Annotated in this window: 20 protein-coding genes; 9 read left to right on the top strand and 11 right to left on the bottom strand. The window is 70.1% G+C overall.

Annotated elements, in window-relative coordinates; genetic code table 11:
* Positions 1-22: 22 nt before the first annotated feature.
* The 4 genes from ACWDYJ_RS00780 to ACWDYJ_RS00765 all read right to left on the bottom strand — a co-directional run bounded on the left by ACWDYJ_RS00780 (position 23) and on the right by ACWDYJ_RS00765 (position 7,989).
* On the bottom strand, positions 23-1,759 hold the full coding sequence (locus ACWDYJ_RS00780; RefSeq protein WP_451563259.1) for a GAF domain-containing sensor histidine kinase: 1,737 nt from the start codon (positions 1,757-1,759) through the stop codon (positions 23-25).
* A 24-nt stretch (positions 1,760-1,783) separates the two neighbouring features.
* On the bottom strand, positions 1,784-5,383 hold the full coding sequence (cydD, locus tag ACWDYJ_RS00775) for a thiol reductant ABC exporter subunit CydD (protein WP_451563258.1): 3,600 nt from the start codon (positions 5,381-5,383) through the stop codon (positions 1,784-1,786).
* Positions 5,384-5,463: 80 nt separating this feature from the next.
* The gene (gene cydB / locus ACWDYJ_RS00770; RefSeq protein ID WP_451563257.1) at positions 5,464-6,465 is read right to left on the bottom strand and encodes a cytochrome d ubiquinol oxidase subunit II; all 1,002 of its coding nucleotides are present in this window, start codon (positions 6,463-6,465) and stop codon (positions 5,464-5,466) included.
* An 18-nt stretch (positions 6,466-6,483) separates the two neighbouring features.
* The gene (locus ACWDYJ_RS00765) at positions 6,484-7,989 is read right to left on the bottom strand and encodes a cytochrome ubiquinol oxidase subunit I (protein WP_451563256.1); all 1,506 of its coding nucleotides are present in this window, start codon (positions 7,987-7,989) and stop codon (positions 6,484-6,486) included.
* Positions 7,990-8,178: 189 nt separating this feature from the next.
* On the opposite strand from ACWDYJ_RS00765, the gene ACWDYJ_RS00760 reads away from it, so the two are divergent.
* Complete coding sequence (locus tag ACWDYJ_RS00760; RefSeq protein WP_451563255.1) at positions 8,179-8,547, top strand: cyclophilin-like fold protein; 369 nt, start codon at positions 8,179-8,181, stop codon at positions 8,545-8,547.
* A gap of 87 nt (positions 8,548-8,634) precedes the next feature.
* Here the strand turns inward: ACWDYJ_RS00760 and hisC are convergent, their stop codons facing one another.
* On the bottom strand, positions 8,635-9,717 hold the full coding sequence (gene hisC / locus ACWDYJ_RS00755; protein ID WP_451563254.1) for a histidinol-phosphate transaminase: 1,083 nt from the start codon (positions 9,715-9,717) through the stop codon (positions 8,635-8,637).
* A gap of 361 nt (positions 9,718-10,078) precedes the next feature.
* On the opposite strand from hisC, the gene ACWDYJ_RS00750 reads away from it, so the two are divergent.
* From ACWDYJ_RS00750 to ACWDYJ_RS00740, 3 genes are all read left to right on the top strand, one after another.
* Entirely contained in the window at positions 10,079-11,194 is a 1,116-nt protein-coding gene (locus ACWDYJ_RS00750) for a LacI family DNA-binding transcriptional regulator (protein WP_451563253.1), read from the top strand.
* 216 nt (positions 11,195-11,410) lie between these two features.
* The gene (locus ACWDYJ_RS00745) at positions 11,411-12,727 is read left to right on the top strand and encodes a metallophosphoesterase (RefSeq protein ID WP_451563355.1); all 1,317 of its coding nucleotides are present in this window, start codon (positions 11,411-11,413) and stop codon (positions 12,725-12,727) included.
* Positions 12,728-12,875: 148 nt separating this feature from the next.
* Positions 12,876-13,697: a hypothetical protein gene (locus tag ACWDYJ_RS00740; RefSeq protein ID WP_451563252.1), complete on the top strand. Its 822-nt coding sequence runs from the start codon at positions 12,876-12,878 to the stop codon at positions 13,695-13,697.
* A gap of 39 nt (positions 13,698-13,736) precedes the next feature.
* On the opposite strand, the gene ACWDYJ_RS00735 is transcribed toward ACWDYJ_RS00740, so the two are convergent.
* Positions 13,737-14,633 (bottom strand): hypothetical protein, encoded by an 897-nt coding sequence (locus tag ACWDYJ_RS00735; RefSeq protein WP_451563251.1) that lies wholly within the window; start codon positions 14,631-14,633, stop codon positions 13,737-13,739.
* 335 nt (positions 14,634-14,968) lie between these two features.
* Here ACWDYJ_RS00735 and ACWDYJ_RS00730 point away from each other — a divergent pair, with 335 nt between their 5' ends.
* Entirely contained in the window at positions 14,969-16,060 is a 1,092-nt protein-coding gene (locus tag ACWDYJ_RS00730; protein WP_451563250.1) for a tetratricopeptide repeat-containing glycosyltransferase, read from the top strand.
* A 110-nt stretch (positions 16,061-16,170) separates the two neighbouring features.
* On the opposite strand, the gene thiC is transcribed toward ACWDYJ_RS00730, so the two are convergent.
* Complete coding sequence (gene thiC / locus ACWDYJ_RS00725) at positions 16,171-17,958, bottom strand: phosphomethylpyrimidine synthase ThiC (protein ID WP_451563249.1); 1,788 nt, start codon at positions 17,956-17,958, stop codon at positions 16,171-16,173.
* Between the two features lie 181 nt (positions 17,959-18,139).
* On the opposite strand from thiC, the gene ACWDYJ_RS00720 reads away from it, so the two are divergent.
* Entirely contained in the window at positions 18,140-19,564 is a 1,425-nt protein-coding gene (locus tag ACWDYJ_RS00720) for a YibE/F family protein (protein ID WP_451563248.1), read from the top strand.
* 7 nt (positions 19,565-19,571) lie between these two features.
* Here ACWDYJ_RS00720 and ACWDYJ_RS00715 read toward each other — a convergent pair whose 3' ends face one another.
* The 4 genes from ACWDYJ_RS00715 to ACWDYJ_RS00700 all read right to left on the bottom strand — a co-directional run bounded on the left by ACWDYJ_RS00715 (position 19,572) and on the right by ACWDYJ_RS00700 (position 21,909).
* On the bottom strand, positions 19,572-20,021 hold the full coding sequence (locus ACWDYJ_RS00715) for an SsgA family sporulation/cell division regulator (RefSeq protein ID WP_451563247.1): 450 nt from the start codon (positions 20,019-20,021) through the stop codon (positions 19,572-19,574).
* 97 nt (positions 20,022-20,118) lie between these two features.
* On the bottom strand, positions 20,119-20,889 hold the full coding sequence (locus tag ACWDYJ_RS00710; RefSeq protein ID WP_451563246.1) for an IclR family transcriptional regulator: 771 nt from the start codon (positions 20,887-20,889) through the stop codon (positions 20,119-20,121).
* 255 nt (positions 20,890-21,144) lie between these two features.
* A complete protein-coding gene (locus tag ACWDYJ_RS00705; protein WP_451563245.1) occupies positions 21,145-21,372 on the bottom strand; it encodes a DUF5326 family protein in 228 nt (75 codons plus the stop codon).
* Between the two features lie 219 nt (positions 21,373-21,591).
* Positions 21,592-21,909 (bottom strand): cupin domain-containing protein, encoded by a 318-nt coding sequence (locus ACWDYJ_RS00700; RefSeq protein WP_451563244.1) that lies wholly within the window; start codon positions 21,907-21,909, stop codon positions 21,592-21,594.
* 84 nt (positions 21,910-21,993) lie between these two features.
* Between ACWDYJ_RS00700 and ACWDYJ_RS00695 the strand changes: the two genes are divergently transcribed.
* From ACWDYJ_RS00695 to ACWDYJ_RS00685, 3 genes are read left to right on the top strand one after another with little or no spacing between them, the layout of a single operon-like run.
* On the top strand, positions 21,994-22,374 hold the full coding sequence (locus ACWDYJ_RS00695) for a phage holin family protein (RefSeq protein WP_451563243.1): 381 nt from the start codon (positions 21,994-21,996) through the stop codon (positions 22,372-22,374).
* A gap of 9 nt (positions 22,375-22,383) precedes the next feature.
* Complete coding sequence (locus ACWDYJ_RS00690; RefSeq protein ID WP_451563242.1) at positions 22,384-22,893, top strand: low molecular weight protein-tyrosine-phosphatase; 510 nt, start codon at positions 22,384-22,386, stop codon at positions 22,891-22,893.
* On the top strand, positions 22,890-24,056 hold the full coding sequence (locus ACWDYJ_RS00685; RefSeq protein WP_451563241.1) for a cystathionine gamma-lyase: 1,167 nt from the start codon (positions 22,890-22,892) through the stop codon (positions 24,054-24,056). Before ACWDYJ_RS00690 ends, ACWDYJ_RS00685 begins: the two co-directional genes overlap by 4 nt.
* Positions 24,057-24,186 lie beyond the last annotated feature (130 nt).

Genomic DNA, 24,186 nt, shown 5'->3' with positions numbered 1-24,186 from the left:
TAGCCGTAGCCGTGGCCACACGCTAGAGCGGGGCCTCCCACACCAGAGTGGTCCCGCCGCCGTCCTCTCCGATCCCGGGGCCGTACGAGCTCGCGCCGCCCAGCGACTCGGCCCGCCGGCGCAGATTGCGCAGGCCACTGCGCCGCCCGCCCTCCCGGATGCCCACCCCGTCGTCGGCGACCTCCAGCCGCACGCCGGGCCGCCCGTCCGCCAGGGTGACGGTGGCGTCGAGCACCACCTCGATCCGGGACGCCTCCGCGTGCCGGAACGCGTTCGACAGGGCCTCGCGCAGAGCGGCGATCAGGTTCTTGCCCACCAGTTCGCCGACGACCGCGTCGATGGGGCCGAGGAACCGGTGCGCCGGCTTGAAGCCCAGCGGCACCGCCGCCATGTTGATCTCCCGCAGCACCCGGGTGCGCAGTCCCGACGGGGCCTCCGCCGGACCCTGCTGGAGCGCGAAGATCGCGGTGCGGATCTCCTGGATCGTCACGTCCAGCTCGTCCACCGCCTTGCCGACCCCCTCGCGGACCTCGGGAACGACGGACCGGCGCTGCGCGCCCTCCAGCATCATCCCGGTGGCGAACAGCCGCTGGATGACCAGGTCGTGCAGGTCACGGGCGATCCGGTCGCGGTCTTCGAACACCGCGAGCCGCTCCCGGTCGCGCTGCGCCTCGGCCATCATGAGCGCGAGGGCGGCCTGGGAGGCGAACTGCGTGGCCAAGGTCCGCTCCGACTCGCTGAACGGCCGTCCGCCGCGGGCCCTGGGAGTGACCAACGCGCCCAGCACCCGCCCACCGCTGTGCAGCGGCAGCATCATGCAGGGCCCGTACTGGCTGGTCAGCCTGCTGACCATGCGAGGGTCACCGGCGGCGTCCTCCACGAACACCGGCTCGCCCTGGAGCAGCTTGCGCACCACCGGGCTCTCGGCCGGGATCACCACACCGAGCGAGGTCGCCGGATTCTCGGCGGAGACGGCGACGATCTCCATCCCGCCTTCCTCGGTCGGCAGCATGACGATGCCGGCGGCGGAGGCGGCCAGGCGGCGGGCCTGCTCTGCCACCACCGCGAGGGCGTCGTCCGCGTCCCCTCCCGACAGCAGGGCGGTGGTGACGGCCACCGAACCGTCGATCCAGCGCTCGCGCTGGGTGGCGGCCTCGTACAGCCGGGCGTTGCCGATGGCGATCCCCGCCTCGGTGGCCAGCACCCGGACCATGTGGAGGTCGTAGTCGTTGAACTCGCCGCCGCCGTTCTTCTCGGCGAGGTACAGATTGCCGAAGATCTCTCCCTGCACCCGGATCGGCACACCGAGGAAGGTCTTCATGGGCGGGTGGTGCGCGGGGAAACCGGCCGATCGCGCATCCTTCGTCAGGTCGGCGAGCCGCACCGTGCCGGAGTGGGAGATCAGCGCGCCGAGCAGGCCCCGCTGCCCGTCCGGACGGTGCCCGATCTCTTTCGCCAGCTCGGCACTGAGGCCGAAGGTGACGAAGTCGCAGAGCCCGCGGCCCTCCGTGTCGACGACACCGATCGCCGCGTAGCGGGCGTCCGCGAGTTCGGCGGCCGTCTCGCAGATGCGGTCGAGTGTGGAGTGCAGTTCAAGGCCGGTACCGACCGAGCGCATGGCCTCCAGGAGTTGCGGCACCCGAGCGGTCAGCTCGGTGGACAGCCCCTGCAGACTCCGGGCGGCCTGGGTGGCGGCCTCCCTCGGGTCCGGTGTCTCCCGCGTTGGTTCCGGTGATTCCTCAGACTCCTGCACTGACATGCCCTTGAGCCTAGTTAGTGCCCTTTAGGAGGGAAAGTCGGTCTGCCGGAAGCCGGCCAAGGTGCTGTCCGCCTCCTGTTCCCGGTCCAGAAGGTTCCGCAGGGGTCCCTCGGCCGCCGCCAGCTCCTCGTACGTACCGCGCTGTACGACTGCTCCCCCGTCCAGTACGAGCACCTCGTCCACGGCCTGCAGCCCGGCGAGCCGGTGCGTGATCAGTACGGTGGTCCGGCCCTCGGTCGCGGCCAGGAGATCCGCGGTGAGCGCGTCCGCGGTCGCCAGGTCCAGATGCTCGGCCGGCTCGTCCAGGACGAGAACGGGGAAGTCCGCGAGCAGCGCCCGGGCCAGCGCCAGCCGCTGCCGCTGACCGCCGGAGATCCGCTCCCCGTGCTCACCGACCAGGGTGTCCAGGCCGTCGGGGAGGCCTTCGGCCCACTCCAGCAGCCGGGCCGCGGCGAGCGCCTCGCGCAACTGCGCCTCGTTCGCCCCGGTGCGGGCCAGCCGCAGGTTCTCGCGCAGAGAGCTGTCGAAGATGTGCGCGTCCTGGGCGCACAGGCCCACGACACGGCGTACGTCGTCGCTGTCCAGGCCGCGCACGTCGGTCCCGCCCAGGGTGTACGTGCCTTCCCGCCGGTCCAGGAACCGCAGCAGGACCTGCGCCAGCGTGGTCTTGCCCGAACCCGAGGGACCGACGACGGCAACGCGTCGGCCGGCCTCCAGGGTCAGGTCGATCCCGTGCAGCGCGTCCCGCTCCTGGCCGCCGTGGCGGGCGGCAAGTCCCGTCAGCCGCAGGGGGAAGGGTGAGGCGGGCGCCTCCTGTGCCTCGGCCGGCTCGGCGACCGGCACCGGCGCGTCGATGACCTCGTAGACCCGCTCGGCGCTACGGCGTACCCGCTGGCGGTACTGGACGGCGAGCGGCAGCCCGGTGACCGCCTCGAAGGCGGCGAGGGGGGTCAGTACGACCACGGCCATGGCCACCCCGGACAGCCGTCCGTCGGCGACGGCTCCCGCACCCGCGAGCGCGGCGAACACCACCGTGAGCCCGCACACCAGGGCGGACAGTCCGCTGCCGAGCCCGGTGGCGGCGGCCCCCCGCGAGGCGATCGAGGTCAGCACGCTGTCGCTCTCCCGTGCCCGGGCCTTGCGGTCGGCCAGCGCCCCGGCGACGGTGAGTTCGGCGGTCCCGGTGAGCAGATCGGCCACCCGGGTCGCCAGCTCTCCCCGGGCGGGCGCCAGCCGCCGCTCGGCACGCCGCGCGCAGCCCCCGCTGATCAGCGGGACCACGATCCCCGCCACGAGCAGTCCCACCGCGAGCGCGGCCCCGGCCTCGGGCAGCAGCCAGGCGGTGAACGCCACCGACCCGGCGCCGACGAGTACGGCGGTGCCGACCGGCAGCAGCCACCGCAGCCAGTAGTCCTGGAGTGCGTCGGCGTCGGCCACCAGCCGGGACAGCAGATCCCCGCGCCGCTGCTCGCGCAGCCCGGCGGGAGCGATCCGCTCCAGCCGCCGGTACACCGAGACCCGCAGGTCGGCGAGCATGCGCAGGACGGCGTCGTGCGACACGAGACGCTCGGCGTAGCGGAAGACGGCCCGCCCCATGCCGAAAGCACGCGTGGCGGTGACGGCCACCATCAGGTACAGCACCGGCGGCTGTTCCGAGGCCCGCGAGATCAGCCAGCCGGAGACGGCCATCAGTCCGACACTGCATCCGACGGCCAGGGCCCCGAGCAGCAGCCCGAGCCGGAACCTCCCCCGCCACGCCGCCGCCACGGCCCGCACCCGCCGCAGCGGATCTCCGGCGCCGGAGACGGACGTGCCGTCGGCGCCGGCCCGCTCGGGCACGGCTCCGAGGATCCATTCACCCGGATCCGCCATCCCTGGCCGCGTACGCGACGCGGACGCGGCCGGGGAGGCGGACGGGGAGGCGGACGGGGAAGGGGAAACGGCACCGGAGTCACGGGACGAAGCCGATGCGGATACCCCGCCGGCTCCCTCGCCCACCGCCACGACCCGGTCGGCCAGCGCCAGCAGCGCCGGCCGGTGCACGACGAGCAGTACCGTCCGTCCCACCGCGAGGCGTCGCACGGCGTCCACGACCCCTGCCTCGGTCTCCCCGTCGAGCGCCGCCGTCGGCTCGTCCAGGAGGAGCACCGGCCGGTCCGCCAGGAACGCCCGTGCCAGGGCCAGCCGCTGCCGCTGTCCGGCGGAGAGCCCGACGCCGCCCTCGCCGAGCGAGGTCCGCACGCCGAACGGCAGAGCGGATACGAACTCCCACGCCCCGGCCTCACGCAACGCCGCGTCCACCGCCTCGTCAGGGGCGCCGGGCCGTGCGAGCCGTACGTTCTCCGCGATGGTCCCCGCGAACAGGTGCGGTCGCTGCGGCACCCACGCGATCCGCTCCCGCCACTGGTCCCGCGACAGTTCGGCCAGGTCCGCGGACCCGATCCGGACCCGCCCGGCGGTCGGTGCCACAAAGCCCAGCAGCACGTTCAGCAGCGTGGACTTGCCCACCCCGCTCGGCCCGGTGAGGGCCACGCACTCCCCGGGCTCGACGACGAGCGAAACGGGCCCGGGCGAACTGGCGCCCCTGCCCTCGTACTGGACCTCGACCCCGTCGAGCTCGATGCGCAGTCCTGAGTCCGGTACGGGGAGCAGGCCGCCCGGCGCCTCGGCCGGCGTCTCCAGGACCTCGAAGATCTCCTCGGCGGCGGCCAGCCCCTCGGCGGCGGCGTGATACTGCGCCCCCACCTGCCGCAGCGGCAGATACGCCTCCGGCGCCAGGATCAGGATGACCAGCCCGGTGTAGAGGTCCAGGTCGCCGTGCACGAGCCGCATGCCGACGGTCACCGCGACCAGCGCCACCGACAGCGTGGCGAGCAGTTCCAGCGCGAAGGAGGACAGGAAGGCGATGCGCAGCGTGCGCATCGTGGCCTGGCGGTATTCGTCCGTGATCTTGCGGATCGATTCGGCCTGCGCCTTGGCCCGACCGAAGACCTTCAGCGTCGGGAGCCCCGCCACCACATCCAGGAAGTGCCCCGACAGCCGGGACAGCAGCCGCCACTGGCGGTCCATCCGCGACTGCGTCGCCATGCCGATGAGAATCATGAACAGGGGGATCAGCGGCAGGGTGACCACGATGATGGCCGCCGACACCCAGTCCTCGGTGACGATCCGGGCGAGGACGGCGACCGGGACCACGACCGCGAGCCCCAGCTGGGGCAGGTAGCGGGAGAAGTAGTCGTCGAGTGCGTCCACCCCCCGGGTGGCCAGGGCCACCAGTGACCCCGTCCTCTGCCCGCTGAGCCAGCCGGGCCCCAGGTCGGCGGCCCGGTCCAGCAGCCTGCCCCGCAGCTCCGACTTGACCGCCGCACTGGCCCGGTGCGCGGCCAGCTCCGTGAACCAGGCGACCAGGCCGCGCCCCAGCGCCACCGCCGCGAGCAGCAGCAGCGGCGTCTGCAGCGCCCCGCCGTCGAGCCCCTCCTCGAAGGCACCGACCACGATCTCGGCGATGAGCATCGCCTGACCGACGACCAGCCCCGCCCCCGCGAGCCCGAGGGCCACCACCGCCCCCAGGAAGAGGCGCGTGGAACGGGCGTACCGCAGCAGGCGCGGATCGATCGGTTTCACGTGAAACATCCCCTCGGCAGGGTCAGGCGGGTCAGGCGGGGTCCAGCCGGGTCAGGCCGGTTCGGCAGGGTCGAGCAGGCTCAGTGGGCGTCGGCGAGGTGCTGCGTACCGATCCGCTTGCGGAACACCCAGTACGTCCAGCCCTGGTAGAGCAGGACCACCGGCGTGGCCACGCCCGCGCACCAGGTCATGATCTTCAGGGTGTACGGGGTCGACGAGGCGTTGGTGACCGTCAGGCTCCAGGCGTCGTTCAGCGAGGACGGCATCACGTTCGGGAACAGCGTCAGGAAGAGCATCGCGACGGCCGCCGCGATGGTGATCCCGGACAGGGCGAAGGACCAGCCTTCCCGGCCCATCACGTTCAAGCCCAGGGCCCCGACCAGCGCCACCACGGCGATGACCGCCGCGATCAGGCTCCAGCCGTCGCCGCGCGAGGCCTGGGTCCAGATCACGAACACGAGCGCCAGCGCGGCCGTCACCACACCCAGCCGGGTCGCGAGCGTACGCGCGCGGTCCCGGATGTCACCGACCGTCTTGAGCGCGGTGAACACGGCGCCGTGGAAGGTGAACAGGGTGAGGGTGACCAGGCCGCCCAGGATGGAGTAGACGTTGAGCAGGTCGAAGAGGGTGCCGACGTACTCCTTGTGCTGGTCGATCTTCACGCCGCGCGCGATGTTGGCGAAGGCCACGCCCCACAGGAAGGCGGGGATCAGCGAGGTCCAGAAGATCGCGTGTTCCCAGTTGGTCTGCCACCGGTCCTCGGGCCGCTTGTGCCGGTACTCGAAGGCGACGCCCCGGATGATGAGGCAGACCAGGATGAGCAGGAGCGGCAGGTAGAAGCCGGAGAAGAGGGTGGCGTACCACTCGGGGAAGGCGGCGAAGGTCGCGCCGCCCGCGGTGAGCAGCCAGACCTCGTTGCCGTCCCAGACCGGCCCGATCGTGTTGATCAGGACCCGCTTCTCCCGGCGGTCGCGGGCGAGCAGCTTGGTCAGGACGCCGACTCCGAAGTCGAATCCCTCCAGGAAGAAGTAGCCGGTCCACAGGACGGCGATGAGTACGAACCAGACGTCGTGGAGTTGCATCGTGCGGTCTCCTCAGCCTCAGTACGAGAAGGCCATCGGCCGGTCGGGGTTCTTGTCGTCCCCGCCGATCTTGGTGGGCGGGTTGAGGTCGGCCTCGGTGAGTTCGGGCGGGCCGGCCTTGACGTACTTCACGAGGAGCTTGACCTCGATCACGGCGAGCACGGCGTAGAGCGCCGTGAAGACGAGCATCGAGGTGAGCACCTCGCCCTGCGAGACGCTGGGCGAGACGGCGTCCTTGGTGCGCAGGACTCCGTAGACGACCCACGGCTGGCGCCCCATCTCCGTGAAGATCCAGCCCCAGGAGTTCGCGATCAGCGGGAAGCCGAGTGTCCAGATCGCGGTGAGCCAGTACAGCCGGGTCAGCCGCGGGCTCAGTGCCGACTTGAACAGCACCAGGTGCGGCCGCTCGTCCTCACCGGTCCGCAGGGCCGGCGGCAGCAGGAACCTGCGCCGTGTCAGCCACAGACCCAGCGCGCCGATGCCGAAGGACGCCATGCCGAAGCCGATCATCCAGCGGAAACCCCAGTAGGCGACGGGGATCTCCGGCCGGTAGTCACCGGGGCCGTACTTCTCCTGCTCCGCCTTGTTCACGTCGTTGATGCCGGGCACGAAGGAGTCGAACGTGCTGTCGGCGAGGAACGACAGCAGACCTGGGAGCTCTATGGCGACCTTGTTGTGGCCCTTGTCCACGTCTCCGACGGCGAAGACCGAGAACGGAGCGCCCTTCTCCCCGTCCCACAGCGCCTCGGCCGCGGCCATCTTCATCGGCTGCTGCTTGTACATGACCTTGGCGAGGGTGTCTCCGCTGACCGCGGTGAGCAGGCCGCCGACGACCACGGCGATGAGGCCGAGCCGCAGCGAGGTGCGCATCACGGGGATGTGCTTCTTGCGCAGCAGGTGGAAGGCGGCGATGCCGACCATGAACGCGCCACCGGTCAGCAGGGCCGCCGTCAGGGTGTGGAAGACCTGGGCCAGGGCCGTGTTCTGGGTCAGCACGAGCCAGAAGTCGGTCAGCTCGGCCCGCCCGGTCTCCTTGTTCAGCCGGTACCCGACCGGGTGCTGCATCCAGGAGTTGGCCGCGAGGATGAAGTACGCGGACAGCACGGTGCCGATCGACACCATCCAGATGCAGGCCAGGTGGATCTTCTTCGGCAGCTTGTCCCAGCCGAAGATCCACAGCCCGATGAAGGTCGATTCGAAGAAGAAGGCGATGAGGGCTTCGAAAGCCAGCGGCGCCCCGAAGACGTCACCGACGAACCGCGAGTAGTCGGACCAGTTCATGCCGAACTGGAACTCCTGCACGATGCCCGTGACCACGCCCATCGCGATATTGATCAAGAAGAGCTTGCCCCAGAACTTCGTGGCCTTGAGGTACTTCTCCTTCTCGGTCCGCACCCAGGCGGTCTGCAGGGTCGCGACGAGCGCGGCGAGCGAGATCGTCAGGGGGACGAACAGGAAGTGGTAGACGGTGGTGATGCCGAACTGCCATCGCGCCAGGGATTCCGGCGCCAAAGCTTGGTCCACGTCCTCGTCTCCTTCGGGTCGCGGTGGATCACAGGGCAGTTTGCCGAGTGTGTCCCACTTTGATCAGGAAGAGCGGGACACGCTTGTGAACGCGTTCACATTCACAAGCATTATGGCGGACCGTCTTCGGCGGCTTTCAGGCGGGGTGCCCTCTAGCCAATATTTTCAACAGATTGTTGAATACAGCTCATGCGGATACGAATCTCCTGGCCCGCCGGCCAGCTCACAGCGACCCTCGCCGACACACCGACCAGTAAGGCTCTCGGCGAAGCCCTGCCGATCTCGGCCTCCGCCAACACCTGGGGCGAGGAGGTCTACTTCGACACCGGCGTCTCCGTGGCACTGGAGGCCGACGCCCAGCAGGTCGTCGACCCGGGCACGGTCGCGTTCTGGACCGACGGCGACGCCCTGGCGCTGCCCTACGGCCCGACGCCCATCTCACGCGGAGACGAGTGCCGCCTGGCGAGCCCGTGCAACGTCCTCGGCTCCTTCGACGGCGACCACCGCCTGCTGGCCACCGTCCGCGACGGCGACCCCATCCGCGTGGAGCCGGCGTAACCCCACCAAGGGGTCGCCGGCTCCAGCGGGCACCACAGCCCTCCGGGACTACAGCCGTCCGGGACTACGGCCCACGGCCCTCCGGGACTACAGCTCCTTGAAGAACGCCTCCGCCGTGTGCAGGAAGAGGTCGTTCGCCTCGGTCTCACCGATCGTGACCCGCAGGCCTTCGCCCGCGAAGGGCCGGACCACCACACCGGCCTTCTCGCAGGCCGCCGCGAAGTCGGCGGTCCGCTCCCCCAGCCGCATCCACACGAAGTTGGCCTGGGTCTCCGGGACGACCGTCCAGCCTTGGGCGAGCAGCGTGCCGTACACCCTCGCGCGCTCGCTCACCAGCGTCCCGACCCGCCCCATCAGCTCGTCCTCCGCCTGCAGCGAGGCGACCGCCGCGTCCTGGGCGAGCTGGCTGACGCCGAAGGGCACCGCCGTCTTGCGCAGCGCCGCGGCCACCGGCTCGTGCGCCACCGCGAAGCCGACCCGCAGGCCGGCCAGCCCGTACGCCTTGGAGAACGTACGCAGCACCGCGACATTGGGGCGGCTGCGGTAGATCTCGATGCCGTCCGGCACATCGGTGTCGCGGACGAACTCGCGGTACGCCTCGTCCAGCACCACCAGGATGTCCGAGGGCACCTGGTCCAGGAACCGCTCCAGCTCGGCGCGGCGCACCGCGGTGCCGGTGGGGTTGTTGGGGTTGCAGACGAAAATCAGGCGGGTCCGGTCGGTGATCGCGGCGGCCATCGCGTCGAGGTCGTGCACATCCCCGTCCGTCAGCGGCACCTGCACCGAGGTCGCACCCGAGATCTGCGTGATGATCGGGTACGCCTCGAAGGACCGCCAGGCGTAGATGACCTCGTCGCCCGGGCCGGCCGTCGACTGGATCAGCGACTGCGCCACGCCCACCGAGCCGGTGCCCGTGGCGATGTGCTCGACCGGCACCCCGAACCGCTCCGCCAGCTCGTTCACCAGTCCCGTGCAGGCCATGTCCGGGTAACGGTTGAACCGGCCGGCCGCCGCGACGGCGGTCTCGAGGACCCCCGGCAGCGGCGGGTACGGGTTCTCGTTCGAGGACAGCTTGAACGCGACCGGCCCGCCCGTCGCCGCGGGCTTGCCGGGCTTGTAGGTGGGAATGCCGTCCAGCTCGGCGCGCAGCTTCGGGCTCTTCTCGCTCACAGCAGGTCCTCCTCGACCGTCCGTCAGCGTCTCCGCCGACTCAATGCTGCTCACCTTATGAGGATTCCGCCGATCCGAGAACGGCGGGCGCCAGGAACACGGGGAGAGCGCGCGCATATATGCGCGCGCCGGTGGCCTGCGCCGTGGCGCGCGTCCCTCGTGCAGGTGAGTTGAGACCGTCCCGAGACAGACTCGTTTTGGCATGCTCGTACCCGCCGACGACCGGGACTCTCACCCAGAGCGACCAAAAACTTTCGTTTCCAAGGTCATTGGGGGTGGCGAAGCATGCTGAATCGTGCCTGTCAACGCGTGCATATGCACCCGGACCACCCACCCCCGCGAGCCCTACTATCGGCTCGCCATGACAGCAGCAGGGAAGCATCAGGTGAGCCGGACCGAGACCACCCGGCGGGCCGGCGGCCGACAGAGCCGGGCCGGCATCAGGGACGTGGCCGCCGCGGCGGGCGTCTCCATCACAACCGTCTCCGACGCGCTCAATGGCAAGGGACGGTTGCCGGACGCCACCCGCCGCCACGTTCGCGAAGTCGCCGACCGGCTGGGCTATCGCCCGTCAGCCGCCGCTCGCACCCTCCGTACCGGCAAGTCGGGCCTCATCGGCCTGACCGTGACGACGTACGGGGATGAACCTTTCACCTTCACCGAATTCGCATACTTCGCCGAGATGGCACGAGCCGCCACCTCCGCCGCGCTGGCCCGCGGCTACGCCCTCGTCATCCTCCCCGCCACCTCACGACACGACGTCTGGTCCAACGTGGCCCTCGACGGCACCGTCGTCATCGACCCCTCCGACCACGACCCGGTGGTCACCGAGCTGGTCCGTCAGGGCCTGCCCGTGGTTTCCGACGGCCGACCGGCCGGCACCCTCCCCGTCACCGCCTGGGTCGACAACGACCACGAGGCCGCCGTACTCAACCTCCTCGACCACCTCGCCGCCGCGGGAGCCCGCCGGATCGGGCTGCTCACCGGCACCACCACCGACACCTACACCCGGCTCTCCACCACCGCCTACCTCAGCTGGTGCGAGCGCGTCGGCCAGGACCCCGTCTACGAGTCCTACCCCGCCCACGACCCGTGCGCGGGCGCCGTCGCCGCGGACCGGCTGCTCGCCCGACCCGACCGGCCCGACGCCGTCTACGGACTCTTCGACCCCAACGGCACCGACCTCCTCGCCGCCGCCCGGCGGTACGGCCTGCGCGTTCCCGAGGACCTGCTCCTCGTGTGCTGCAGCGAATCCACCGTCTACGCCAGCACCGAACCGCCCATCACCACGCTGTCCCTCAAGCCGCGCCGCATCGGCACCGCCGTCGTGCAGTTGCTGATCGACGCGATCGAGGGAGTCGACACCGGACGCCCGGTCGAGCAGGTCGTCCCGACCGAACTCATCATCCGTACCTCCTCGCAGCGCAGGACGCCCCGGACCACCGTCAGTCCACCCCGCTCACCGGCCCAGGACTGACCGCCACACCACCACCTCGGCGGGGCCGACGGCCCCGCCGAGGATTTCAGCAACACCGATATCGGGAGAAAGTGGCAGGAAGGATCGGCTCCGGCCAGGATTCACCACCCCTGGTGCGTCACAGAGCGCGAGCCGCATTCCTATGATGGGCGCACGACATCACGGACCCTCCGCCCAGGAGGTCAGGAAGGTCCGCAGGTGTACGGCAGCGCGACGGTGGTGGAGGGGTCGATGACTCAGGGGGCCGGTCAGGGACCCGCGATGCGGACGGACACGCTGCGGGACTTCCGGGTGCCGGTCAGCGAACGCGCGCCGTACACGGCGTCCGTCGGCCTGCCCGGCGAGCCGCCCGTCTACGGCGAGTACCCCGCGTACTACGGCGAGGGCACCCCTTTGCCCTCTTCACCTCCTTCGCCCTCTTCACCTCCTTCACCTCCCTCGCCCCCGCGGCCCGCGTACGCCCCGGAACAGGCCGGGCACCCCGTGGCCCATCCCGTCGAGTACCCCGCCGCAGACGCCGTCCCGCACCAGCGCGCGGCCGCCTCCCACGAGGAGGTCCCCGCCGACGAGCCCGCCGACGGCGACCCCGACGGCTACACCCCCACGCAGCGCGACCTGCCCGTCATCGGCCGCGGCGCCGCACCGGGCGGCGGGCCGGGCGACACCGTCCAGGTCCAGTACGTCCCCCAGGAGGCCTCGGCCGCGGGCCCCGGTCCGCTGTACGTCGTAGGCGATGTCCACGGCTACCTGGACGAGCTCGTCACCGAACTCCAGGCACAGCACCTGATCGACGCCGACCGGCACTGGTCCGCCGGCAACGCCCGCCTCTGGTTCCTGGGCGACTTCACCGACCGGGGTCCCGACGGCATCGGCGTCATCGACCTCGTCATGCAGCTGTCCGCCGAGGCCGCCGCCGCCGGCGGCTACTGCAAGGCCCTGATGGGCAATCACGAACTGCTGCTCATCGGCGCCAAGCGCTTCGGCGACACCCCGGTGCACTCCGGCGCGGGCACCGCCACCTTCCAGGCCGCCTGGCTGCTCAACGGCGGCCAGCGCACCGACATGGAGCGCCTGAAGGACGTACACCTGCAGTGGATGCAAAGGCTGGACGCCGCCACACTGGAGGACGGCCACCTGCTGCTGCACTCCGACACCACCGCTTACCTCGACTACGGCGACTCCATCGAGGACGTCAACGACACCATCCACGAGCTGCTCAACCGCAACGACGCCGACATCACCTGGGACCTGTTCCGCAAGTTCACCAAGCGGTTCGCCTTCCGCGACGAGGGCACCGGTCCGCAGGCCGTACGCGAACTCCTCGGCACGTACGGCGGCAGCCGCGTCGTCCACGGTCACAGCCCCATCCCGTACCTGCTCGGCGAAGTGGGCACCGAGGACGGGGACGAGGCCCGCGGGCCGGAAGCCGTGGACGGGCCGCACGTGTACGCGGAAGGCCTCGCGATCGCGATGGACGGCGGCGTGACCATGGCCGGCAAGCTGCTGGTCGTACAACTCCCGCTGGGCCGCTGAGCCTTCTGCGAGCAGGGTTTTTCCGGAAAGACCCTGTCACGGTGCGGTGTGGGCGCTCTACCATCGCTCTATCCGTAGCAGGCTCTCCTCCGTTTGTGCCGGCGCCCGGTTCTACGCGGGCATACCGGCTTGTACGGAGCATCGGGGGATGCACATGACCAGCGCTCCGCACCTGCTGATCCAAGACCGACCGGAATTCGATCGGCTCCTCGACGAGGCGTTGCGCACCGCGAACGAACGGCCCGAGCTGGCCACCCTCGGCGAACGGCTGAACGCCGAACAACTGCGCACGATGGCCCAGGGTGCCAGCTCCCTGCTGACGGCCGCGGCCGCCGCCGAATACGTGCACTACGTGAAGGTCCGCGAGGAACTGCGCGACGAGGCCGTGTCGGCTTCGGGGCGCTCGGGCGAAGGCAGCGCCGAAGCCGACGGGCAGGGCGACGGCGCCGGCGTGAGCGCCGTGGTCGCGGTTCTCGCGCCGGTCCTGGCCGGCGCCGCCATGCTGCTCTTCCTGCTGGTGGGCTACATCCTGAAGATGCTCCAGCCCGAACCGGCCTTCGCCGAGACGATGGTGACGACGGGCTGGCTCTTCGGCGGACTCACCGTGGCCGCCCTGCTGTTCGCGGTGATCGGCCTGCTGGTGACGGCCCTGCGCAACAGTGTCACCGAGGTGGTGGCCGACGAGTCCGAGGCGATACCCGACGAGGTCGCGCGGGCCCGGGAGGCGTGGCGTCATGCCCTCCTGGAGCGGGGCATCGTGCCGTTCCTACGGGATGCGCTGGCCGATCCGAGCGCCGGCCCCGGGTATCCGACCCCGCGTACGCCGGCGGCCGGGCGCATCCCCAGCCTGGGGTACACCCGGCCCGACTTCACCAGCCCGGGAACCCCGTCACAGGGGCCCCGGCCCGGCTACACGTCACCGGACTTCACGAGCCCGGACTTCGGAGGCCCGGACCACCAGCCGGACTGACGTCCGACCGGCGACCCGGGCCGTGGGGCTAGCGCTGAACTACTTCTTGTTCAGCATGCTGCGGTCCGTGAGGACGTCGAGCTTGCCCTTGAACCGGTTGAGCGGCGCGGGCGGGGGGCCGTCCGAGCCGGGGGTCGGGGTGGTCAGCTGAGTCCATTCGTCCTCGCACTCGAGGACGGCCCGGACTGTGGGGTCCGGGTCCTCGTTGATCTCGCAGAGGATCTCGAAGATCTCGCCTTCGGTGGTCAGCACCTCGATGGAGACGCCGCCGGGCGCGTTGGTCTGGGAGGCGACGGAGATGGCACAAGCCCCCTCCGGGAAGCCGGACTCGGTGTCCGTCAGGTCGTACCAGAGGAAGGGCGTCAGGTTCGGCTGGGTGTTCCGGATACCGGCGTACGCGACGTCGTCGCTGAGGACGGCCTTGACCTCCGTCGCACCGCTGGGCTTGTAGGCGTCGACGTCGCTGCACGGGCCGGCCGCACCCGTGGGACCGGCCGGACCCGTCGGACCCGTCGGACCCGCGGGACCCGTCGGGCCAGTGGCTCCGCCGCCAGGACCGGCCGGACCCGTCGGACCCTGCGGGCCCGTCGGGCCGGTCGGGCCCGTGTCGCCGCGCGGACCCTGCGGGCCCGTCGGACCCGTGGCGCCCGGCTTGCCCGGCTTGCCCTCCTTGCACTTGTCGTCGCCGCCGCCGCCGGCCAGGGACCGCGGCCAGTTGTCGTCCGGCCGGTGGTGATCCCGGCACTCGTCGCCGCCGCCCGCGGGATCCGCCGCGATGACCGCCTCGGTCACCTGGACGGTCTCGGCCGTGGCGACCGCGGGACTGGCGATACCCGCCAGCACCATGGCGATCGACGCCAGGGTGCCGCCAGTCACCCAGCCGCTGCGCCTGGGCAGCGGCCCAAGGGTTGACCTGGTCTTGTACTCGGGGCTCATAGAACGCCGCTCCTTCTCGAAACCGGATCGCACGATGTGCGGTGGGTCCCATTCCGGGCCACCTCGGCCATCGTGGGGATCTCGGTCGCAAGTGGTGGGACGCCTCGCGAGAACGTCAACTCATCGGCCCAGTGGTGCACCCCTGATGGGTCCATGAGCGGCGACGAACGCCGCCCGGTGTCGGCGAGCCGTGGACACGTGACCAAAAGCCGTCACTAAGGTCACCCCCTGTCAGCCAGCCGGAGGGTTCCCGTGGGCGGTGACATGAACGGGCGAACCCTTGAGGCTCATCACGACACGGGACGGGACCCTTGAAAGCAACTGTCTGCCTGAACATGATCGTCAGGAACGAGGCGCCGGTGATCCGGCGCTGCCTCGAGTCCGTGCGCCCTTTGATCGATACCTGGGTGATCGTGGACACGGGCTCGACGGACGGGACTCAAAGCATCATCCGGGAATGCTTCAGCGATCTGCCCGGTGTTCTGCACGAGCGGCCGTGGAAGGGGTTCGACCTCAGCCGCAGCGAGGCGATCGACCTCGCGCGCTCCAGCGCGGACTACCTGCTGTTCATCGACGCCGACGACCTGATGCAGGTACAGCCCGGCTTTCGCATGCCGGACCTGACCGCGGACGCGTACGGCGTCGCACTGCACGACGGCCCCATCATCCACTGGCGGCCCGCTCTGGTCGCGACCCGATTGCCGTGGCGGTACGTCGGTGTGCTCCACGAGTACATCGATTGCGGAGCGGAGTACAGCCGCGGATTGCTCGAAGGCGCCAATATCCTCACCGTCGGCGGTGGAGCACGCCTCGTGGAGGACGGCCAGCGGAAGAAGTACCTTCGCGACGCCGAGATCCTCCAGCAAGGGCTGATCAAGGAACCCGACAATTCCCGCTACGTGTTCTACCTGGCCCAGAGCTGGCGCGACGCGGATGAGCCGGAGAAGTCCCTGGCCGCCTACGACCGCCGGGCCGGCATGGGCGGCTTCGCCGAGGAGGTCTTCTGCTCCCGGCTCTACGCGGCACGGACCGCGGCGGACCTGAACAAGCCGTGGGCCGAGGTCATGGACCGCTTCCTTCGCGCACACGAGAGCCGTCCCTCGCGCGCCGAAGCTCTCGGCGAGCTCGCCCGCCGCTGCCGCCTCGGGAGCCGCTGGCCGCTGGCGTACCTCTTCGCGCGCCAGGCGGCACGCATCCCCTTCCCCGACGACGACATCCTGTTCGTCGAGTTCGACTGGTACGAGTGGTCCGCACTCGACGAACTCGCCGTGGCCGCCTACTGGGTCGGCGAGTACCAGGAGTCGATGGACTGCTGCGAGCGCCTCCTCGAGGGAGGCAAGCTTCCGGACGAGCACCGCGACCGGGTCTCCGCCAATCTCGAATTCGCCCGGAGCAAGCTGGACCCGAAGTATCTGGTGGTCGCCTGACGGTGCGGCGGCAGGCGGCGTCCCCCCGGACACCCCCCACCGCCCCTACGCGCTGCTCCCGGCCGACGCCACGGCGCCGTCCGGGAGCAGCACTCCCCCCAACAGGTCCGTCAGTCCGCCAGCGGCAGATAGACGCGGTTGCCCGCAGCGGCGAACTCGGCGGACTTCTCCGCCATGCCCGCCTCGATCTCGTCGGCCTTCAGGTCACCGCCGTGCTGACGGCGGATGTCCTGCGAGATCTTCATCGAGCAGAACTTCGGACCGCACATGGAGCAGAAGTGCGCGGTCTTGGCGGGCTCGGCCGGGAGCGTCTCGTCGTGGAACTCACGGGCCGTGACCGGGTCGAGGGCCAGGTTGAACTGGTCCTCCCAGCGGAACTCGAACCGCGCGTCCGACAGGGCGTCGTCCCACTCCTGGGCTCCGGGGTGGCCCTTGGCCAGGTCCGCCGCGTGCGCGGCGATCTTGTACGTGATGACACCGGTCTTCACGTCGTCCCGGTTGGGCAGGCCCAGGTGCTCCTTGGGCGTGACGTAGCAGAGCATCGCGGTGCCCCACCAGGCGATCATCGCCGCGCCGATGCCCGAGGTGATGTGGTCGTACGCGGGCGCGACGTCCGTGGTCAGCGGGCCGAGCGTGTAGAACGGGGCCTCCTCGCAGATCTCCTGCTGGAGGTCGATGTTCTCCTTGATCTTGTGCATCGGGACGTGGCCCGGGCCCTCGATCATCGTCTGCACGTTGTGCCGCTTGGCGATCGTGTTCAGCTCGCCCAGCGTCTTCAGCTCGGCGAACTGCGCCGCGTCGTTGGCGTCCGCGATGGAACCGGGGCGCAGGCCGTCACCCAGCGAGTACGTGACGTCGTAGGTCGCGAGGATGTCGCAGAGTTCCTCGAAGTTCGTGTAGAGGAAGTTCTCCTTGTGGTGCGCCAGGCACCAGGCGGCCATGATCGAACCGCCGCGCGAGACGATGCCGGTCTTGCGGCGGGCGGTCAGCGGCACGTACGGCAGCAGGACGCCGGCGTGGACCGTCATGTAGTCGACGCCCTGCTCGGCCTGTTCGATGACCGTGTCCTTGTAGATCTCCCAGGTCAGGTCCTCGGCGCGGCCGTCGACCTTCTCCAGCGCCTGGTAGAGCGGCACGGTGCCGATCGGGACGGGCGAGTTGCGCAGCACCCACTCACGCGTGGTGTGGATGTTGCGACCGGTCGAGAGGTCCATGACCGTGTCGGCGCCCCACTTGGTCGCCCAGGTCATCTTGTCGACCTCCTCCTCGATGGAGGAGGTGACCGCGGAGTTGCCGATGTTGGCGTTGACCTTCACCAGGAACCGCTTGCCGATGATCATCGGCTCGATCTCCGGGTGGTTGACGTTGGCCGGAAGGACCGCGCGACCTGCGGCGATCTCCTCGCGGACGACCTCGGGGGCGACGTTCTCGCGGATCGCGACGTACTCCATCTCCGGGGTGATCTCGCCCCGGCGGGCGTACGCGAGCTGGGTGACGGCGGCGCCGCCGCGGCCCCGTCGGGGCTGGCGGGGGCGGCCGGGGAAGACCGCGTCGAGGTTCTTGAGGCCACCGCGCGGGGAGGTGTGCTTGATGCCGTCGTCCTCGGGGCGCACGGGGCGGCCCGCGTACTCCTCGGTGTCGCCGCGTCCGATGATCCAGTTCTCGCGCAGCGGTGCGAGGCCCCGGCGGACGTCGGTCTCGATCTGCGGGTCGGTGTACGGACCGGACGTGTCGTAGAGCGTGACGTCCTTGCCGTTGGTGAGGTGGACCTGGCGGACCGGCACCCGGATGTCGGGGCGGGAGCCCGCCACGTAGCCCTTGTGCCAGCCCGGCTGGCGCTCTGTCCCGCCGTCGGCGTCCTGGCTGACGGCAGGCGTGCGTGCGTCCTGAATGGTCATGAGACCTATCTCCCTACGCCGGCATTACCCGGTAACAGGTTCGGCGGTCGACGCAGCCTCTTCCCGTGCGTGTCATTTCCGACACGCGTACGGTGATCAGCGTCCTCTCAGCCCGGTGCTCCGAGCTCCCGCGTTGTGCAAAGGTGCCCCCACGCTAGCGTCCTCTGTGGCGTGCTGAACAGTGGGCCCCCTCATCTCTTGCGATGATCTGCCGGTGACGTCCTCGCCGCAGCCCCCCACCGAGCCCAATGAACCCACGGGTAACACCGGCCACGAACACCCGTCCCACGGACCAGCGGCCGGACCCTCTCACGGGCATTCCCACACCCACAGCCACGGACCGGCCGCCCCGGTGTCCAAGCACCTGCGCAAGGTCATCGCGGCCGTACTGATCCCCTTCGCCACCGCCGTCTTCATCGGAATGGCAGTGCTCTGGCCGGGCGGTGCGCCCGCCCACGAGCGCACCGGAGTGGGATTCGACCGCCAGACCCAGCAGGGCAAGGTCGTGTCGTTGGCGAACGTCGACTGCAAATCCGTCAACGCCGCGCAGGTGCCCCCCACCGGCGACACCTCCACCCCGGAGGGCCGCGAGGCCCAGGCCGCGCAGAACGGCGAGTGCAAGAAGGCCACCATCGAGGTCGGCACCGGTCCGGACAAGGGCCGGGCCTTCTTCGAGATCGTCCAGCCGGGTGCGCCGCGGCAGTTGGAGGAAGGCCAGGGAGTCGTGGTGGCCTACGCGCCGGACGCGCCCCGGGACCTCCAGTACTCCGTGATCGACGTGAACCGGAAGTTCCCGATGGCGCTGCTGGCCGGCATCTTCGCCGTTGCCGTCGTCATCGTCGGCCGCATGCGCGGCCTGTTCGCGCTCGTCGCTCTGGTCGCCAGCTTCGGCGTGCTGACCCTCTTCATCCTCCCGGCCATCCTGCAGGGTTCGAATCCGCTGCTCGTCGCCATCGTCGGGGCCAGCGCCATCATGCTCATCGCGCTGTACATGTGCCACGGACTGACCGCCCGTACGTCCGTGGCCGTCCTCGGAACACTCGTCTCACTGCTGCTGATCGGGCTGCTCGGCTCGCTGTTCATCGACTGGGCCTTCCTCAGCGGCAACACGGACGACAACACCGGGCTGATCCACGGGCTCTACCCGGACATCGACATGAGCGGTTTGCTGCTCGCAGGCGTGATCATCGGATCTCTGGGCGTACTCGACGACGTGACGGTCACCCAGACGTCGGCGGTCTGGGAACTCCACCAGGCGGACCCGTCGATGGGCCCCCGATCCCTGTACCGGGCGGCCATCCGGATCGGCCGCGACCACATCGCGTCGGTGGTCAACACCCTGGTACTCGCCTACGCGGGCGCCGCGCTGCCCCTGCTGCTGCTGTTCTCGATCGCGAACAGCAGCATGGGCTCAGTGGCCAACAGCGAGCTCGTGGCGGAGGAGATCGTACGAACCCTCGTGGGCTCGATCGGGCTCGTGGCCTCGGTGCCCGTGACCACGGCGCTGGCCGCGCTGGTGGTGTCCGCCGACCGACCCGGATCACCGGCCGCCGCCGCGCCGGCCTCGGGGCCGGTCCGCGGCCGGGGCCGGCGCCGCAAGCGCTGAGGCGGCGTCAGCCCGCGTTCTGCTCGTTCTGCCGCCACTCGGCGAGGATCCTGCCGAGCGCCTCGTCCAGGTTCTCCTCGAAGCATCCGAGGTTGCGCTCCTGACCGAGCGGAACAAGCCGGTCGGTGCGGTCGAGGAAGGCGACGAGCGGCGCCGCGCCGGCGCGGAACAGGGCTCGGTCGCCTCCGACCTTGAGGCGGATGTGGACATCGGACAGCTCCTCCGGGCCGGTGGGAGCGATGCGCACATCGCCGTCACCGCACGCCTTGTTGATGCCGTCGAGAAGCAGCTCCCGGCCGAACGCCCAGGTCACAGGCGCGTCTCCGGGAAGGTGGAAGGTCAGGCGTACGGCGTAGGGGTCCCGAGCGTCGTACCGGAGTTCCACCGGAATCCGGAACGAGAGCTCCTCGGAAACGACGAAGCTCATCATGACCTCTGCCTGTACCGACTCGCGCATTGCCTACTCCGCTGTAGTGGAAGTGGCCAGGAATGATCGCCCAAGGCCCTCTTGACAAGAGTGGTGGAAGCGCTGGCAGATCACAAGGAGTGAGTTTTCAGATACTGATAGAGAACGAGAGGGTGCTCAACAGCGCGCCTACTTCTCTGCGAAGCTGATCGACTACCTGGGACAACCTGGCTTCCTGGCCCGCCGGGAGAGAAACGGCCATGGTCGCGGCAGTGTCACCGACGGTGATCGGGATGGCCGCGCAGACCGTACCCAAGGCGTATTCCTGCCGCTCGACGACAGGTTGCATCCGTTCCAGGGAGCCGATCCGCTGCTCCAGGGCCCACAGATCCCGCACGGTGTAGGGAGTGAGGCTCTCGACCGGATGGCGGTCGTAGTGGTCCTTCCGCGTCTTCTCGTCGAGCTGGCCCAACAGGCACTGGCCGATCGCGTGCGCGTGACCGGTCTCCCGGAAATCGGCCCACTCCTCGCAGGCCGGGTGGGCCAGGGTGTCCGAGACGCCCATGAGCTCGATCTCACCCTCGCGGTAGACCGCGAAGTAGACGGGGGCCCCGACCGCCTCGCGGAAGTGCGCGAGCGAGTCGAGAATCATGCTGCGACGTTTCTGCTGAAGTCCGCCGCCTGCCAGCCGCCCGGCGGCGGCGCCGAGCACGAACACTCCGCCCTCTCGACGCAGATAGCCCTCGTGCGTCAGGGTGCGCAGCAGGTGATACGCGGTGGGGAGGGGCAGCCCGGCTTCGCGCGCCAGTTGTTTCGCCGGGGCTCCCTCACGGTGGGACCCCACGGCTTCCAGCAGCCTCAGCGCCCTCTGCACCGAACCGATCAGAGTGGGCACACCGGCATTGTGGACCGAAGACAAAGCTCACCCCCAGGCCTGACGGCGGGCCTCGGGGGCCTGCCCTGCGGGGGCCGCCCCCGCGTGTGCCGTGGATCCTGGGGGTTGAGCTCGGCGGCCGCATGACGTAACCGCCTGGTCAGAGCGGAGGTACCGGCGTCGGCGCCCAGGGAACGGCACGGATGGCGAATCTATCCGCCCATTCCTTGGGCGTGGACGATTTGGCGCGTCACGTTCCCCCGCCCGGGTTAATGCCCGTACCGCCCGGAGTGGCGTGTTCTACCACTCTCCGGAGGAGGACTTCGAACCACTGCCGGTGAACTTCTTGACCACGAAGATCAGGCCGCCGACGAGGGCGACGAAGAGCAGCACGTTGAAGAGGAACGAGATCAGTGTGCCGAGGATGCTGGTGATCACTCCGCCGAAGACGAAGAGTGCCAGCAGCGGAACGGCGACCCACTTGACCCACCAGGGAGTGCCCGCGAATATCGCCCGGATTCCGTCCATGTCCTCTACCTCTTCTTCGTCCGTCACTTCCTGCTCTCGATGCTAGGGGGCCACGGCCGCCGCCGGGCGCCCGCGAGCCCCCGGAACCCCCTGACCCTCCCCCTAGGGGGAGCAGGGGTCCGACCCTCACGCCCAGCGGCCCGCTCCCAGCCCTCCGATGCCCTCAGCTCACAGCTCACAGCTCTCAGCCCTCAGCCCTCAGCCCTCGGCCCTCAGCCGTCAGCCCTCCGGCGGGGAGAACACCACCATCACCTTCAGGGGCTCGGTGATGTGGTGGAACTTGTGCGGCACCCCGGCCGGCACGTAGACGACGCTGCCGTTCGCCACCGTCGTCGTCTCCTCCCCGACCGTGATCGACGCCCGGCCGCTGACCACGAAATACACCTCGTCCTGGCGGTGCGGCTGCTGCGGGTCGACCTGCCCGGCGTCGAGCGCGTACAGCCCGACCGACATGTTCCGTTCCCGCAGGAATTGCAGATAGGCGCCGTCGTTGGCGGCCCGTTCCGCCTCTAGTTCGTCCAGCCGGAAGGCCTTCATCGTCGTGTGCCCCTTGCTCCGTAGTGCGTGGATCCGCTGATCTGCCGATGTCCCACCGGGATCTTCTCTGCCACGATCAGACACATGACGAATTTCGTAGTCAAGACGCTCGCCAACGCGGCTGCCCTGGCCGTCGCCATCTGGCTGCTCGCGGACATCACGCTCGACGACGGCAGCAGCCTGGGCCACCGCTCCCTCACGCTCATCCTGGTCGCGCTGGTCTTCGGCCTGGTCAACATCATCGTCAAGCCCGTGGTGAAGCTGCTCTCGCTCCCGCTGTTCATCCTCACCCTCGGCCTGTTCACCCTCGTCGTGAACGCTCTGATGCTGATGCTGACCTCCTGGCTGGCCGGCAAGCTCGACCTCAGCTTCCACGTCGACGGCTTCTGGACCGCCGTCCTCGGCGGACTGATCATCTCCATCGTCTCCTGGGCCGTGAACCTGGTCCTGCCCGACAAGAACTGAGCGGCCGCCATGTACCGCGTGTGCTTCGTCTGCACGGGCAACATCTGCCGCTCGCCCATGGCCGAGTCCGTCTTCCGCTCGCACGTCGCCGACGCCGGGCTCGGCAGCCTGATCGAGGTGGACAGCGCCGGCACCGGCGGCTGGCACGAAGGCGACGGCGCCGATCCGCGCACCGTGGCCGTGCTGGAGGCCGCCGGGTACGAACAGGACCACCGGGCCCGGCAGTTCCGGGCCTCCTGGTTCGACCGGCTCGACCTCGTGATCGCGCTCGACGGCGGCCACCTGCGAGACCTCCGCGCCCTCGCACCCACCCCGGAGGCCGCCGCCAAGGTCCGGCTGCTGCGCTCGTACGACCCGGCAGCCGGGGCCGCACGGAGCGACGTACCGGACGCACTGGACGTACCGGACCCCTACTACGGCTCCCTCGACGGGTTCGAGGAGTGCCTGGAACTGGTGGAGGCGGCGAGCCCAGGCCTGCTGGGCGCCGTACGCGCCGCCGTGAAGGAGTGCGCCCTGTGAACGATCACGACCCCGGCGAAGCGGTCGGGGCGGACCGGTACGGTGACGGCACCCGGGCCGTTCGCGCCGGACTGCCCGAGCCCGTCAAGAACGAACCGCCCCTGCCCGGGCCCGTCTTCGCCGCCCACTTCCACCTCCCCGGTGACGTGGCGGGCCCGTACACCTACGGCCGGGACACCAACCCCACCTGGACCCTGCTCGAACGTGCCATCGGCGAGCTGGAGGCCCCCGGCCAGGACGGCGTGGACACCATCGTCTTCGCCTCCGGCATGGCCGCGATCTCCGCCGTCCTGCTGTCCCAGGCCCGCACCGGTGACACCGTCGTGCTACCCGACGACGGCTATCAGGCTCTGCCCCTGCTGGGCGAGCAGCTGGAGGCGTACGGGATCCGGGTGCGGACCGCGCCGACCGCGGAGGACGCCCAGCTCACGGCGCTCGACGGTGCCCGACTGCTGTGGATCGAGACCCCCTCCAACCCCGGACTCGACGTGTGCGACGTACGCCGCCTCGTGGAAGCCGCACACGCCGGGGGCACCCTGGTCGCCGTCGACAACACCCTCGCCACCCCGCTGGGGCAGCGTCCGCTGGAACTCGGGGCGGACTTCTCCGTCGCCAGCGGCACCAAGGGGCTCACCGGCCACGGCGATCTGCTCCTCGGCTACGTCGTCTGCCGCGACCCGGAGCTCGCCGCGGGAGTCCGCCGCTGGCGCAAGATCGTCGGCGCGATCCCGGGGCCCATGGAGGCCTGGCTCGCCCATCGCTCCCTGGCCACCATCCAGCTCCGTGCCCAGCGCCAGTGGGGCAACGCGCTCGGGGTCGCCGAGGCACTGGCCGGCCGGAACGAGGTGACCGGCCTGCGCTACCCGGGGCTGCCCTCGGACCCGTCCCACAAGACGGCCGCGCGGCAGATGAGCGGCTTCGGTTCGGTGGTCTCGTTCACCCTGCCGGACCGCGCACACGCGGAACGCTTCATGGCCGCTCTGCGTCTGGTCGAGGACGCCACGAGTTTCGGCGGAGTACGGTCCACCGCGGAGCGGCGCGGACGCTGGGGCGGCGACGCCGTCCCCGAGGGCTTCATCCGCTTCTCCGCCGGGGCCGAGGATCCCGAGGACCTGGTCGCGGACGTGCTGCGGGCCCTTGATTCAGCGGACTCCAGGGCCTGAACGGCCCATGGGAAAGGCGGTCCGAGTCTCCCCCTGGTGACTCGGACCGCCCCCGGCTCCCGCGTGAAGAGCCACGTTGTCAAGGCTAATTGACCCAGCGTCAGAGTCCAATCACGGTAACGGCAGGGGC

The sequence above is a fragment of the Streptomyces sp. NPDC003042 genome (assembly GCF_053591315.1).
This window is presented reverse-complemented; position numbering and strand designations above follow the sequence as displayed.